The 13,428-nt window shown below is 42.1% G+C and carries 15 protein-coding genes; 6 read left to right on the plus strand and 9 right to left on the minus strand.

Features of this window, described 5'->3' with window-relative positions:
* The first annotated feature begins 3 nt into the window (after window positions 1-3).
* The gene (gene bcp, locus H6550_01180) at window positions 4-465 is read left to right on the plus strand and encodes a thioredoxin-dependent thiol peroxidase (GenBank protein ID MCB9044726.1); all 462 of its coding nucleotides are present in this window, start codon (window positions 4-6) and stop codon (window positions 463-465) included.
* On the opposite strand, the gene H6550_01185 is transcribed toward bcp, so the two are convergent.
* On the minus strand, window positions 462-3,047 hold the full coding sequence (locus H6550_01185) for a carboxypeptidase-like regulatory domain-containing protein (GenBank protein ID MCB9044727.1): 2,586 nt from the start codon (window positions 3,045-3,047) through the stop codon (window positions 462-464). The two genes, bcp and H6550_01185, sit on opposite strands and share 4 nt — an antisense overlap.
* A gap of 133 nt (window positions 3,048-3,180) precedes the next feature.
* Between H6550_01185 and H6550_01190 the strand changes: the two genes are divergently transcribed.
* A complete protein-coding gene (locus tag H6550_01190) occupies window positions 3,181-3,690 on the plus strand; it encodes a YkgJ family cysteine cluster protein (GenBank protein ID MCB9044728.1) in 510 nt (169 codons plus the stop codon).
* A 35-nt stretch (window positions 3,691-3,725) separates the two neighbouring features.
* Here the strand turns inward: H6550_01190 and H6550_01195 are convergent, their stop codons facing one another.
* Both H6550_01195 and H6550_01200 read right to left on the minus strand, forming a co-directional pair.
* Window positions 3,726-4,046 (minus strand): hypothetical protein, encoded by a 321-nt coding sequence (locus H6550_01195; GenBank protein ID MCB9044729.1) that lies wholly within the window; start codon window positions 4,044-4,046, stop codon window positions 3,726-3,728.
* Between the two features lie 187 nt (window positions 4,047-4,233).
* On the minus strand, window positions 4,234-4,455 hold the full coding sequence (locus tag H6550_01200; GenBank protein MCB9044730.1) for a DUF2795 domain-containing protein: 222 nt from the start codon (window positions 4,453-4,455) through the stop codon (window positions 4,234-4,236).
* Window positions 4,456-4,626: 171 nt separating this feature from the next.
* Between H6550_01200 and H6550_01205 the strand changes: the two genes are divergently transcribed.
* From H6550_01205 to rnc, 4 genes are all read left to right on the plus strand, one after another.
* The gene (locus H6550_01205) at window positions 4,627-5,295 is read left to right on the plus strand and encodes an ABC transporter ATP-binding protein (protein ID MCB9044731.1); all 669 of its coding nucleotides are present in this window, start codon (window positions 4,627-4,629) and stop codon (window positions 5,293-5,295) included.
* A 111-nt stretch (window positions 5,296-5,406) separates the two neighbouring features.
* Window positions 5,407-5,643, plus strand: a complete 237-nt coding sequence (locus H6550_01210; GenBank protein MCB9044732.1) for an acyl carrier protein — start codon at window positions 5,407-5,409, stop codon at window positions 5,641-5,643.
* 36 nt (window positions 5,644-5,679) lie between these two features.
* Entirely contained in the window at window positions 5,680-6,939 is a 1,260-nt protein-coding gene (gene fabF / locus H6550_01215; GenBank protein ID MCB9044733.1) for a beta-ketoacyl-ACP synthase II, read from the plus strand.
* 23 nt (window positions 6,940-6,962) lie between these two features.
* Window positions 6,963-7,655 (plus strand): ribonuclease III, encoded by a 693-nt coding sequence (gene rnc / locus H6550_01220; GenBank protein MCB9044734.1) that lies wholly within the window; start codon window positions 6,963-6,965, stop codon window positions 7,653-7,655.
* A 3-nt stretch (window positions 7,656-7,658) separates the two neighbouring features.
* Here rnc and paaJ read toward each other — a convergent pair whose 3' ends face one another.
* The 6 genes from paaJ to paaA are packed head-to-tail and all read right to left on the minus strand — an operon-like array spanning window position 7,659 to window position 13,388.
* Window positions 7,659-8,156 carry a phenylacetate-CoA oxygenase subunit PaaJ gene (paaJ, locus tag H6550_01225; protein MCB9044735.1) on the minus strand — a complete coding sequence of 166 codons (498 nt, stop codon included), beginning with the start codon at window positions 8,154-8,156 and terminating at the stop codon, window positions 7,659-7,661.
* 47 nt (window positions 8,157-8,203) lie between these two features.
* Window positions 8,204-10,498, minus strand: a complete 2,295-nt coding sequence (locus H6550_01230) for a hypothetical protein (GenBank protein ID MCB9044736.1) — start codon at window positions 10,496-10,498, stop codon at window positions 8,204-8,206.
* A 7-nt stretch (window positions 10,499-10,505) separates the two neighbouring features.
* Window positions 10,506-11,219, minus strand: a complete 714-nt coding sequence (locus H6550_01235) for a glycosyltransferase (GenBank protein MCB9044737.1) — start codon at window positions 11,217-11,219, stop codon at window positions 10,506-10,508.
* Between the two features lie 51 nt (window positions 11,220-11,270).
* Window positions 11,271-12,089 carry a phenylacetate-CoA oxygenase subunit PaaC gene (gene paaC, locus H6550_01240; protein ID MCB9044738.1) on the minus strand — a complete coding sequence of 273 codons (819 nt, stop codon included), beginning with the start codon at window positions 12,087-12,089 and terminating at the stop codon, window positions 11,271-11,273.
* A 9-nt stretch (window positions 12,090-12,098) separates the two neighbouring features.
* Entirely contained in the window at window positions 12,099-12,401 is a 303-nt protein-coding gene (gene paaB / locus H6550_01245) for a 1,2-phenylacetyl-CoA epoxidase subunit B (GenBank protein MCB9044739.1), read from the minus strand.
* Between the two features lie 30 nt (window positions 12,402-12,431).
* On the minus strand, window positions 12,432-13,388 hold the full coding sequence (gene paaA, locus H6550_01250) for a 1,2-phenylacetyl-CoA epoxidase subunit A (GenBank protein MCB9044740.1): 957 nt from the start codon (window positions 13,386-13,388) through the stop codon (window positions 12,432-12,434).
* Between the last annotated feature and the right edge of the window lie 40 nt (window positions 13,389-13,428).

Here is a 13,428-nt window from a genome sequence, read left to right on the forward strand (position 1 = left end):
ACAATGGAATTAAAAGCAGGTGACAAAGCACCCTTATTTAAAGCAAAAGACCAGCACGGAAATACTATATCGCTGGGAGATTATAAAGGCAAAAAACTGGTGATATACTTCTATCCTGAAGATGATACCGAACTGTGTACCAAACAAGCATGCAACTTCAGGGACAGCAGGAAAGACCTGGAAAAGTATGGCATCACAGTATTGGGTGTCAGCCCTGATACCAAAGACAGTCATGTACACTTTACGGAAAAGTTCAAACTCAACTTTCCACTGCTGGTAGACCCTGAAAAGAAAATATCAGGACTTTACGGTACATGGGGCGAGAAGAATATGTATGGCAATATTGTTATCGGAATGCGTCGCTGGACCTTCCTCATTAACGAAGATGGCACTATACAGCACATCATTAAAAAACCAAAGACTGGTAACGATACTGTGCAGATACTAGCTAAGTGGGGGCTTTAGAAGTTCAGCCTCATACTACCAAACACGCCAAAATCCCGGCGTAGGTTCTCATTTGGAATGCTTTTAGGCGTTACACGCCACACAAAGTCTACGCGAAATATCTTCAATATATTCTCAATACCTGTGCCCACCTCCAGATATGGTTTCCCATCCAGTGAACGGAAGGTAAATCCTTTGTCGAAGTTATAGGCTTTGTTGGCGTCGCTCAATGAGCCTACAAGGCCTTTGGCCGTCCAGAACTGGCGAAACTTAAGCTTTTTCACCAATGGAATGTATTTCAGCAATCCGCCACCCAGGCTATGTTCCAGGTTGATGCCAATATACTGGTCACTCAGGAACTCGTATTGGTTCATCATATTGAATGCGTACTTGTTATATGAGTAATATTCGTTACCTGGATGCTGCTCCAGCAACGGATAAGGCAACGTGCCAAAATATTTACCCATGAACAGGTTTACATACAACTGGCCCATTGCGGGTATTCGCCAGTTGTCCGATACTGTGAGTGTTACACGCTGGTAGTCATAATCGCTTTTAAGCACGTTCTTCAGTCCTAATGCCAGACGCATTTCAACTATCGGGTATTTGCTGCCCAGGCTGTAGCGGTAATAATTACCGTTCAGGAACCTTTCTTTATAGGCATACCTCAACCTAACATTTACTTCGCTGTTGGTAACCGTCGGTGAGGCATTGCCATTCACATCTCTGAATATACTGGACGAAGGCAGAGGATCATAGGGATCATATATTTTATGATATACAGTAAGCATCTGGCTGAAACCGCTGAAGAATTCATGGTAAAACTCAAACCTTACATCATCGGCAAATACGTATTTCAGGGGTATGCCAGATTTTCTGATCAGAGATGTTGCTATGTTGTTAAAGGTAACCCTGTCATAATAATTCACAGTATAATCTATATCTCTTGTATAAGCAAAATTGAAGTACATGCGTGGCTGTCGCTTAATCAGCCAGAATGCGTTCATGTTGTATTTATATCTATTGTCACCTACACCATACGCCAGATAACCATTCAGATAGATACTCTTAAACAATTTAGGTGTTGTTCCTAATGAGAACTGGAAACGGTTGCCTTCTATCTGGTTGTTGCTGTAAGCATTCCAGTACGGACCAACTTCTATCGGGCCAAATTTATACCCTCCTGTTGCAAATATTTTACCCAGTGTTTTCAACCTATTGTAAGCCCTGTTGTTTTCCAGCGAGTCATACATATCATATATGCCCTGTTCATTTCTATTCAGCTTTTCATGTCGTGCATGCTCCCAGAAGGCTTCACCCATACTAGTAGCACTGTCTGCCACCACAACATCTTTCTTAAAGCTCTTACCGTTCACTGTCTCGCTGATCTCAGGTTTGTTTACCTCAAGGTCTTTGTAAGAAGTCGTTTTTCTAACAATAAAGCCAGGGATCTTTACCAACCCTTCCTGGCTTATTGCCAGTTCTGCGGTAATGTTCTCTTTAGTGCAGAACCATAATGAATCACCAAACGGTTCATACTCTTTATAAAAAGAAGATTTCTTTACCCAGTTCACATTAGCAGCTGCAGGCATGTCAGCCGATATGTGTTGTATCGCAAATACAGAGTCTACTATTTTCAATATACCTTCAAAACAGTTCTCGCCTTTGCGTTGTGGCTCAAAATGCAGGGTGATGATATTATGACCGTATAACTGTTGTGTATCTCTGATCCTATACTTATAAAAAGCGAGTGCATTATTACTGGCCGGGCTGATGAATTCCTTATCAAAAAATGGCAGCCTGTTCTCGTATGGGTCAATAGCCAGGTATATCTTACCCAGGTATTGAGACATACTGTTCATCATGTTCTTATTGTTAATGACCTTTACCTGCGTCGCCTTTATATATTCCTTACTTTTTTTCGGTTCCCGCTGATAGTAATAGTCCGACAGAGCCTCTGTCAGATACATGGGTAGAAAAGGCTGATCATACGAGTTAGAATCTGTATTCTCGAATACGAAGCCTAATTGTTTAAGGTATGGTACAGGCAGCTTTTCAAAGGTTTTGCGGTTCAGGTTCAGCAGGTCAAGTTCTATCTTATTATAAGATTCATATTTATAATTCTCCAGCCTTGAAGTACTATTTACAGGTTTTTGACGAATTACAGTCTTCATCAAGGTTATAGCAGGGTCTTCTCCTGGCTTGATGATCACCTCCTTCATAAAGTTCGATGAACGTTCCAGTTCTATATTATAAGTAGCCTTCTTTTTACCTTTATCTATTTTTACAGCTTTGTGTTCATAACCTATCACCTGAGCTTTAATACTGTCACCTGGCAACAATGCCACCTCTATAAGGTACACACCATCTGCATCTGTAACTGTACCTACCTGGCTACCGGTGATGAATACAGGTGCAAAAGGTACAGGTTGTCCGTCTTCAGCATCCGTTATCTTGCCTGTAAGCACATAACCATTGAAATATTGCTTTCTTACAGGCTGGTTCAGCGACTCTTTTTTCTTCAACGAGTCGTTGGTTTGCGCATGCAGGTGCACTACCATAAATAATAACAACAATAAAATACCTGCCTGCTTAATATTCATAATACTTTGGGGTGCACAGCCTCAAACACGAATGTTAATGACCGCTCATAAGCCCTGTAGCTTAACATTAAAACAACAGGGAAATAAAAAAGTATGCAAAAATACGATAGCATATTGGTAAACCACTATATTTATGACCGTTATGGATCTGAAGAAATTTGCTAAGAAAGCCGACAAAAAAAAGGGCAAACTCATAAAATTCCTTAATAAACTGGATAGGATAGTGCCTGAAGACTTGCCCGTACTGGTAGCTGAGATAGAGAAAGCCGTTTGGGAAGATGTTAATTGCCTGGAATGTGCTAATTGCTGCAAAACCATGACGCCCACCTATACCAATAAAGACATAGCCCGAATTTCCAAACACATGGGCATGACACCAAAACAGTTCAAAGACAAATGGCTGTATAAAGACGAGGATGGAGACTGGATGAATACAGCTACTCCTTGTCAGTTTCTGGGTAGCGACAATAAATGTACCATATATGAAATACGCCCTGCTGACTGTGCAGAGTTCCCGCATCATAACAAAAAGCCTTTCGAGTTGTACAATGATACCTTCATAGGTAACGTACCTCGCTGCCCTGCTACATTCGAGCTTGTAAACAAGCTCAGAAAAAGAGTGGAGAAGGAATACGAATGGTAAGCCCTTATATTCTTTTACTCAATTAAATACTGAATTTAATTATTGATAGCCCCATTATTGATCCAGCACTCAATCTGTTTCCTTTCTGTTGACGACAACGAGTTGTTCGGCGGCATTGATTTAGTGGTCACCACTGCGCTCTTCAACCTGCCGCTTTTATAATAGGCATACACATTGTCATAATTGGTAAAGTTCCCTATCGATGAATTACCTGAATGACAACCACTTGTAGCGCACTTCGAGCTTATGAGCGGTTTGATAGTTGAGGAGTAAGCAACTGTACTACAGTCTACGGGCGTTGATTTTTTACAGGAAAAAATAAACAGGCAAAACCCGATAATGGCGTAGCGCTTCATGTTTGTTGTTTTGTTTGTATCAAAAACGCTAATGTCCCTTCACTAGTATTTAAACATTGTGTTTTTGTGATGAACATGGATATTCTGTAGATGAACATGGATATATTAATACCGTGACGGTAGAGATTTGACCAATAAAAAAATCCCTGTATGAATATCATACAGGGATGTAGTGTTTTATCAATTATTAATATTCGTCTTCGTTAAAGAAGAAATCCTCTTGAGTAGGATAGTCAGGCCATATGTCTTCAATGCCTTCATATATCTCACCCTCGTCGTCCAGCTCCTGGATGTTCTCAACCACCTCAAGCGGTGCTCCCGAACGGATAGCGTAATCTATCAACTCGTCTTTTGTCGCCGGCCATGGTGCATCTTCAAGATGTGATGCTAATTCGAGTGTCCAAAACATATTAAATTTATTTTATTGTATTACTTGCTCCCGCAAATGTAAGTTTTCAATTTACAATTACAAACTTTTTAATTTTAATGTAACAATATTGATTTTTCAATGACATTGCTTGATGAAATTTAATATAGGTAATTGTTTGGTTAAGCTGTCTTTTTAATAGATTTTTACATCATGCTGGTAGCCGATAACCTTGTTAAAAAATATGGCGATCTTACCGTCGTCGGCGGTGTGTCTTTGCAAGTTGGCAAGGGCGAGGTGGTTTCGGTTATCGGGGCATCGGGTGCGGGCAAAAGCACCTTGCTGCACCTGCTGGGAGGATTGGATAAACCGGATAGCGGGCAGGTAACTATACATAACACTGATCTTTTTGCCCTACAACAGAAAAAACAGGCAGCGTTCCGCAATAAGCATATGGGCTTTGTGTTCCAGTTTCACCACCTATTGCCCGAGTTTACAGCAATAGAGAATGTAGCTGTACCGTTATGGATAAGTGGCAAAGGGAAAAAACAAGCTCTTGAAGAGGCTGCTGAGATACTGCATGTAGTAGGGCTGTCAGCCCGGATTAATAATAAGCCGTCTGAACTTTCAGGCGGCGAGCAACAACGTGTGGCTATAGCAAGGGCTCTGGTCAACAAACCGGATGTAATTATGGCTGACGAACCTACAGGCAACCTTGATAGTAATAACGCAGAGGCCATACACCGCCTTTTTTTGAGCCTGAGAGAACAATTCGGGCAAACATTTGTAATGATAACACACAATGATGAACTAGCCGGAATGACCGACAGGACGCTGATTATGAAGGACGGAAAAATAATTGAGGAGCGTCACAATAATTAATATTATATTTATAATACTTATTATAAAACAGGCGGAAAAGAAGAAATTTGGATATTGCTTTTTCGTTTTGGTAAAAAGTATATTTTTGCACCATAATTAAATGCATAAATCATGTCTGAAATTGCAACTCGCGTTAAGAAAATTATCGTGGACAAACTGGGTGTAGACGAATCAGAAGTTACCCCTGAAGCTAGTTTTACTAACGACCTGGGAGCTGATTCTCTGGATACAGTAGAATTGATCATGGAATTCGAAAAAGAATTCAACATCTCTATCCCTGACGAACAGGCAGAGACCATTACTACTGTAGGCCAGGCTATATCTTACCTGGAAGAGCACGTAAAGTAAATTTTGATTTAGAATTAGTTAACTGAAATTGTTTCAATGAAATTACCGTTAAAACGCGTTGTCGTTACGGGTCTCGGCGCACTGACTCCATTAGGTAACACCGTTCCGGCTTACTGGGAAGGCTTAATTAATGGTGTTTCGGGCGCCGATTTCATTAAACAATTCGATGTAACAAAGTTCAAAACCAAATTTGCGTGCGAGTTAAAGGACTTCGATCCGCTCAACTACCTGGACCGCAAGGAAGCCAGGAAACTGGATCGTTTTTCTCAACTTGCAGTTATTTCTGCCGACGAAGCAGTACAGCATGCAAGGCTTACTGACGAAAGCATAAATAAAGACCGCGTAGGTGTGATCTGGGCATCGGGCATCGGGGGTATGATCACCTTCATTGAAGAGATGACAGCATTCAATGCCGGAGACGGAACGCCTAGGTTTAACCCCTTTTTCATTCCCAAACTGATATTAGACATCGCAGCAGGCCATATTTCTATGAAATACGGTTTCCGCGGGCCTAATTTCGCTACTGTAAGCGCCTGTGCTTCTTCAACCAACGCATTAATAGATGCCTTTAACTATATACGCCTGGGCAAAGCTGACGTATTTATTACTGGTGGTTCTGAAGCCGTGGTAACAGAAGCAGGCATAGGTGGTTTCAATGCAATGAAAGCACTGAGCGAACGTAACGACGATCCGGCAACAGCCAGCCGCCCCTTTGATAAGGACAGGGATGGTTTTGTACTGGGCGAAGGGGGTTGTGCAATTGTGCTGGAAGAGTATGAACATGCTAAAAAACGTGGCGTGCCTATATTGGCCGAAGTATGCGGCGGTGGCATGAGTGCCGATGCCTATCACTTGACTGCTCCGCACCCTGAAGGATTGGGTGTTATCAATGTGATGAACAATGTACTGGATGACGCAGGTATGAAACCGGAAGAGGTGGATTACATCAACGTACATGGTACATCTACTCCATTGGGTGACATCGCAGAACTTACGGCTATCAAAAAAGTATTCGGCGAACACTCTTATAACCTCAACATCAGCTCTACAAAATCTATGACCGGCCATCTGCTGGGAGGTGCGGGAGCTATTGAAGCTATCGCGAGTATCAAAGCAGTGATGCACGATATAGTGCCGCCGACCATCAATCACTTTACAGATGATCCGGAAATAGATCCGAAACTGAACCTGACTTTCCACAAGGCTCAGCAACGTACTGTAAATGTGGCGCTAAGCAACACTTTTGGCTTTGGCGGACACAATGCATCTGTCATATTTAAAAAATACCAGGAGTAGTTGTGAGGCGGTTTACCTCACGAATTCTGCACCTATTTTCACCCAACAAACAGTTGGTATCGCAGTTAGAGCACCTGTTAGGTTTTACGCCTAACCATTTGCCTTATTATCAGCTGGCATTGATGCATCGGTCCAAACTGGAAGAAATAGCACAGAATAATGAAAGGCTCGAGTTCTTGGGCGATGCCATACTAGGCTCTGTTATTGCAGATTACCTTTTCAAAAAATACCCATACCAATCTGAAGGATACCTGACGGAGATGCGCTCCCGCATAGTACGTCGCGAAACACTGAACAATCTGGCGCTACGTATGGGGCTGCAAAAGATCGTTCAGTACAACGAGAACGATAAAGGGCTAAGCCGCAGCCATATATTCGGTAATGCGCTGGAAGCATTAATAGGTGCTGTTTACCTTGACCAGGGGTTTTCCCGTACCAAGAGTTTTATACTCAAACAGATACTCAAACCATACATTGATATTGACACGTTGGAAAACAGGGATACAAACTTTAAGAACAAACTCCTCAGCTGGTCACAGAAGAAGAACAACAATATCAGTTTTGAAACCATAAGCGAAGAGAACGAAGGTACCCGCAAAATATTCACTATAGGTATTCAGCTTGAAGGCGAAATTATTGCTACTGGTACGGGCTACAATAAAAAGGAAGCCGGACAGGTAGCTGCTCAAAATGCTATAGAAAAGTTGGGGTTGTAAATCTTAGTGGCATTTAAAATGCTCAAACGGTTCTTTACAGGCATTACATTTATATAATGCTTTGCAGGAAGTAGGCCCATACTGGCTTACGAGCTCTGTGTCTGTTGAACCACACCTGGGACATGGCACATTATCCTGCTGAAACAAACCCAAACCTGAGTCAGATGTCTTTCTTTGTGGTGGAGCTATTCCATATTCTTTTAACTTTCGTTTTCCATCTTCACTCATCCAGTCAGTGGTCCATGCAGGACTAAGTTGCTCTTGAAAATGTACTTTTTTAATGCCTCGGCTCATCAGAGACATGCGTATATTCATACTGATCATATCCATAGCCGGACAACCGCTATAGGTAGGCGTGATAACAATAGTAACTTCCGTGCCCTCTTCATTATCCAATCGTACATCTCTGATGATACCCATATCGATCACTGTAAGCACAGGCACTTCCGGATCAGACACCTGACTCAACCATTCATATACCTGTTCTGTTGCTATACTCATTGTCCTATAAAATTACGTAACTGCCATGACATAAGAGATGAAGAGTATTATCTGAAGACATGGTTATTCACCATACTTGTACCATCAGCCATTTTAGAAAGTATAACAGCATCTGCCGGTCGTACCATCAGCTCATCCAGCGCACGGTATGCCGGATTGATAATATTAATAAGCTCCACTTCTACCCTGTAGCAGCTTACAGGTATATTGAAATAACCATTTGCGCGGAGCCACAAACCTTTGTTATCAGTACTTTCCTGTACTAATATCATTTTATTTAGTACCAGGCTGTCTTTTTCATCGAAACCCATCACCCTGAACCTTCCTATTTTGTAGTCCTTATCACTTACTAATGTCCACGCAGAGAACTCATATAACTGGTTATGATAGGCAGGAGTAAGCTTTTGGTTGAAAACAATATTCATATTACCTTTTATAGCTACTTCGGCCCCAGCTCCAAACAACTTTTCAGTAGCTGCTCCTGTATCATAATGTTCTACTGCCCACGGACCGACATCATTAATACATGTATCTCCCACTGTCATACTATTGAAAACTAACTGCAAACTATCAAGGTACTGTTGTTCGTAATTACGTATGTGTTCAGGATACAATACATACACATCGTAACCTTGTTTGGTGCCTATTGTCTTCGACATGTCGATGATATGTTGTTCATCCCTGTTAAGTGCAACACCGGCAGGATGAAGCACCAGTACCCCTTTCCTATTCTCAGTTTGGCTAAAGTATTTCTCAGTAAATGGCCCGCCATTTACCTTTACCTGTGCAAATGCCTGCGACCATGAGCTACGCGACATCATCACATCCATAAGCGGTAGATGTAACTGCAAAGCAATATTAAAAGCACCGGCAAGTATATCACTTTGCCCGGCATGCACGCCCAGCTTTTCAGTGCCAATATGTACATAGGGCATTACCAGTATCGCCTGTAAATCTTCTTTTTCAAAATGGTGTTGTGCAAGATAATGCTGCCATGTTACTCCATCATTATGATGCAGAGTATTATATTTTTTATGAGCCGTTTGTGCAAGTGCTCTTGTCTTTTCAGCAAACGGGATAGCTTCAAATAACCATACAAGAAGCAAAAAGGATGCAATAATTATTGCGGTAATCTTCCTACCCTTTGACCGGAGTTGAACATACGAACGGTATAAAATGACTACAGAAACAATGGTTACGATATAATAATACGGCCATGCAAAACGACCAACTGCCCTGAACTGGCGAATGATATAAGCATGGTCAAGGCATGTATAACATTTTCTAAAAACGATAGAACTGGCAAATAGCAACATGCATACTGCAATCCATAACCATATCCCCACCTGTTTATCATCTGCTGACGGACTGTTGATCTGCCTCTGCCTGAATACTTTCAGCAAATAGACTACAAAAGCAATCAGTAGTATAATAATCGTTGCCATACCTGTGTAAGCATATCCCTCATTACCTGCACTTAAGGCACCTGTTTGTGTATGTTTTTCCAGCCATATCCATACGGGAGATGTATATGAGGTGTAGATATCATTAAGAAAGGTCCTGTTATCTCTTGCGCCATAAGGATATTGCGGTCTGTCAGTAACAGTATCTGTCAACAGCATGAAAACCTTAAGTACAACCATGGGAACTGTTACAGCCAACCATACAGGTAGTAGGTGCTTCCATTTTGAGCGTAGTCCACCTCTTAATGACACAACATATGCCGGAGTGTAGAAAACCACCCACAATACATACATCATTGAGAAATACACGTGCACAAATGCGATGACCAGAGCTGTTAAGAATAATCGCCATACATATTTGCGCTGTCCTGTTTGTAGCCATGCAAGGTGATAGTAAAACAACATAGGCAACACACAAGCATATGCCAATGAAAAATGCCCCGTGAGTTTCAACTGCTGCGGAGACATGATGATGATGAGACAAGCAAAAACAAATGCCCACCATTGCGGCAAGACTAACCTGAGTAGGATCTTATATATATATACAATACCCAGGAAAAATCCTGTCCCGATAAGAAGATGTATCACAACCATTGGATTAACATGAATCCAATGGTTTATATAACCCAACAGTACAGAAAAAACAGGCTGTCCGTCAGTAAACACAATATGCTCACCATAAGGATAGTTCATTCCCGTGAACCATACACCTTCGCCATAGGTGGCATGATATAAAAACGTAAAATAATTTTTGGCTCCATCGCCGGTTGTGCTGAGTAATACACTACCCGGTGCAGTAACTATATACGAAAGGCAATAGATTGTAACTGCCAATGCAGCCAGTGATACCAACAGGAATGATACTCTTTCTTTTTTCATGCCTGTATCATTTTCGGCGGACAACAAGTTTCAGAAAATTCATCGCCTCGCTTATCAGCAATTTATAGTTCATACTGCTGAAAACAACATTGTCATTTAGCCTTACAGGTATGGCTTTTATCCTGAATCTTTGTTTGTGCGCATTCCTAATAAACTCCAGGTCGAAGAGATACCTATTGATAGAAGTAGAAAGGAATACATCTTTTGCCTCTGCCTTAAAGCCTTTCAAACCACATTGCGTATCGGTAACCGGCAGACTGAAAAGAATAGCTGTAAGCAGCCGCAGTACTTTAGAAATATACCTGCGTGCAAGCGGCACCCTGGCATAATACTGTTCATCCTTTACACCGATAGCAATATCGATATCCGGGTCTTGCAGGGCTGTATAAATATCAGCAATACTATCAGAAGCATATGGAAAATCAATATCCGTGTATATGATAACACTAGTTGTTGCTATTGATACCCCTTTCCTCAGGGTATACCCTTTTCCCCTGTTGGCATGGTTTTCTACCAATTGAAAAGATGGTATCTTTTCCTCAAGTGTTGCTATGTCCTGCTGGCTGATACCACGCGTGCTGCCATCATTCACCAAAATAACGCTTACGGGTATGCCCAGCTTTGCTGACAAGGCATAATACTGTTCTACAACCCGCGACACCCAATGCTGCTGCGGATCATAACAAGGTAACACTATGGAACATGATGGCTTTATATTCACACCTGTACGGTAATTATGCTTGATATACAGGTATAGGACCGTAAAGAGGCATTACCATTCCATACCCGGGTATGTGCGCTGCATAAACTGCAGCTCGGTAAGTATGTACCCTAAATGCTCAGTATGGCGGCCACTCTTACCCCCTTCCTGCATCCAGCTATTTTCCGGCAAACTCAAAGTAGCTTCCTCGAAAACAGTTTTTACCTCTTCTATCCAGCCTTCCAACAATTGTTTTACATCCACTGCTATGCCTTTATCTGTCATTATCTGCTCTGCTGCAGTCATGGTAAACATCTCGCCTGTAAACGTCCACAGATCATTTACAGCTGCCTGTATCTTTTCATGACTTTCCTCCGTACCGTCACCCAGACGAATTACCCACTCAGCACTCCAGCGTTTATGGTAAGTAACCTCTTTCAATGACTTTTCAGCTATGGCTGCAAGTTGCAGATCTTTACTTTTCTGCAAAGCCTTGTAATACATGAACTGGAATACATCAAAGAAGAAAGCGCGAGCAACAGTTACAGCCCAGTCGCCGTTGGGTTGTTCCACTAACAATATGTTGCGGTAATCCCAGCCATCGCGCAGGTAGGCAAGGTCATCTTCATCAAACGGCTCGTTCCTCTTTATTTTCTCTTCAAGTTGTACCGACTTGAACAGTCCCTCCTTCTCATTTTCAGGCAGTTCATTGAACAAGTTGGCAGCATGCTGATATAAACTACGCGCTTGACCTATATAATCCAACGAAATATTGGTCAAAGCAATATCCTGTTCCAGTATTGGCCCGTGCCCGCACCACTCTCCCAGCCTATGGCCATAGATAAGCGCATTATCTGCTAATTGCAGTATATATAAAATATGATCACTCATCAGGAACAATTACATATGTGTTAATTCATCAGGCAGATCGTAAAAAGTAGGATGCCTGTATATCTTATCATTAGCCGGCTCAAACATGTCGGCAGATTTGTGAGGGTCTGAAGCATGAATATGTTTGCTTTCAACTACCCAGATACTTACACCTTCCATACGGCGTGTATATACGTCCCTGGCATTTTCAATAGCCATTTCCGCATCTATGGCATGTAAACTACCTACATGTTTGTGGTCTAACCCGGCCTTACTACGTATGAATACCTCCCACAACGGCCATTCGTTCTTATTCGCTTTTTGTTCAGACATATATATAAATAACAGATACGGTTTAATTTATTACGCAGCTTTTGTGTCGCCTTTTGCGGCACGTGCTTTTCTTTTTTCAGAGTAAGCCATAGCTGCTTCTCTTACCCATTTACCATCTTCCCATGCCTTAACACGGGCACCAAGCCTTTCTTTATTACATGGGCCATTACCATTTACTACGTTCCAGAACTCATCCCAGTTTATTTCACCGAAATCATAGTGGCCACGTTCTTCATTCCATTTCAGCTTATCATCAGGCAGGGTCATACCCAAAATGTTACACTGCTCTACAGTTACATCTATAAAACGTTGACGTAGTTCGTCGTTAGTGAACCTCTTGATACGCCACCTCATGCTTTGCTCTGTATTAGGACTGTCATCATCAGAAGGACCAAACATCATCAGAGAAGGCCACCACCAGCGGTCAATAGCATCCTGCACCATCCTACGCTGTACTTCTGTTCCTTTTGACATTTGCAGTAGTATCTCGTAGCCCTGGCGCTGGTGAAAACTCTCTTCTTTGCATATGCGCACCATTGCCCTGGCGTACGGACCATATGATGTACGGCAAAGTGCTACCTGGTTCATAATAGCAGCACCATCTACCAGCCAGCCAATAGCCCCCATATCAGCCCATGTAGTAGTGGGATAATTGAATATTGAGGAATATTTAGCCTTGCCTGAGTGCAATTGATCATACATCTCATCGCGGGTAATGCCCAGGGTTTCTGCAGCACTGTACAGGTACAGGCCATGGCCTGCCTCATCCTGCACTTTAGCCAGCAACACGGCCTTACGGCGCAAGCTCGGGGCTCGACTTATCCAGTTACCCTCAGGCAACATACCTACTATCTCACTATGAGCATGTTGCGATATCTGCCTGATGAGGGTTTTACGATAATTATCAGGCATCCAGTCGCGGGGCTCTATCGCGATCTCCTTATCTATCTTTTCGTCAAAATACTCCTGAAAGTCACGTGCCGTCATATATATTATTTTTTTACCAGCTACAAATATAGCACTTAAG

It is taken from the genome of Chitinophagales bacterium, assembly GCA_020636495.1.
Taxonomy (GTDB): Bacteria; Bacteroidota; Bacteroidia; order Chitinophagales; family Chitinophagaceae; genus UBA5543.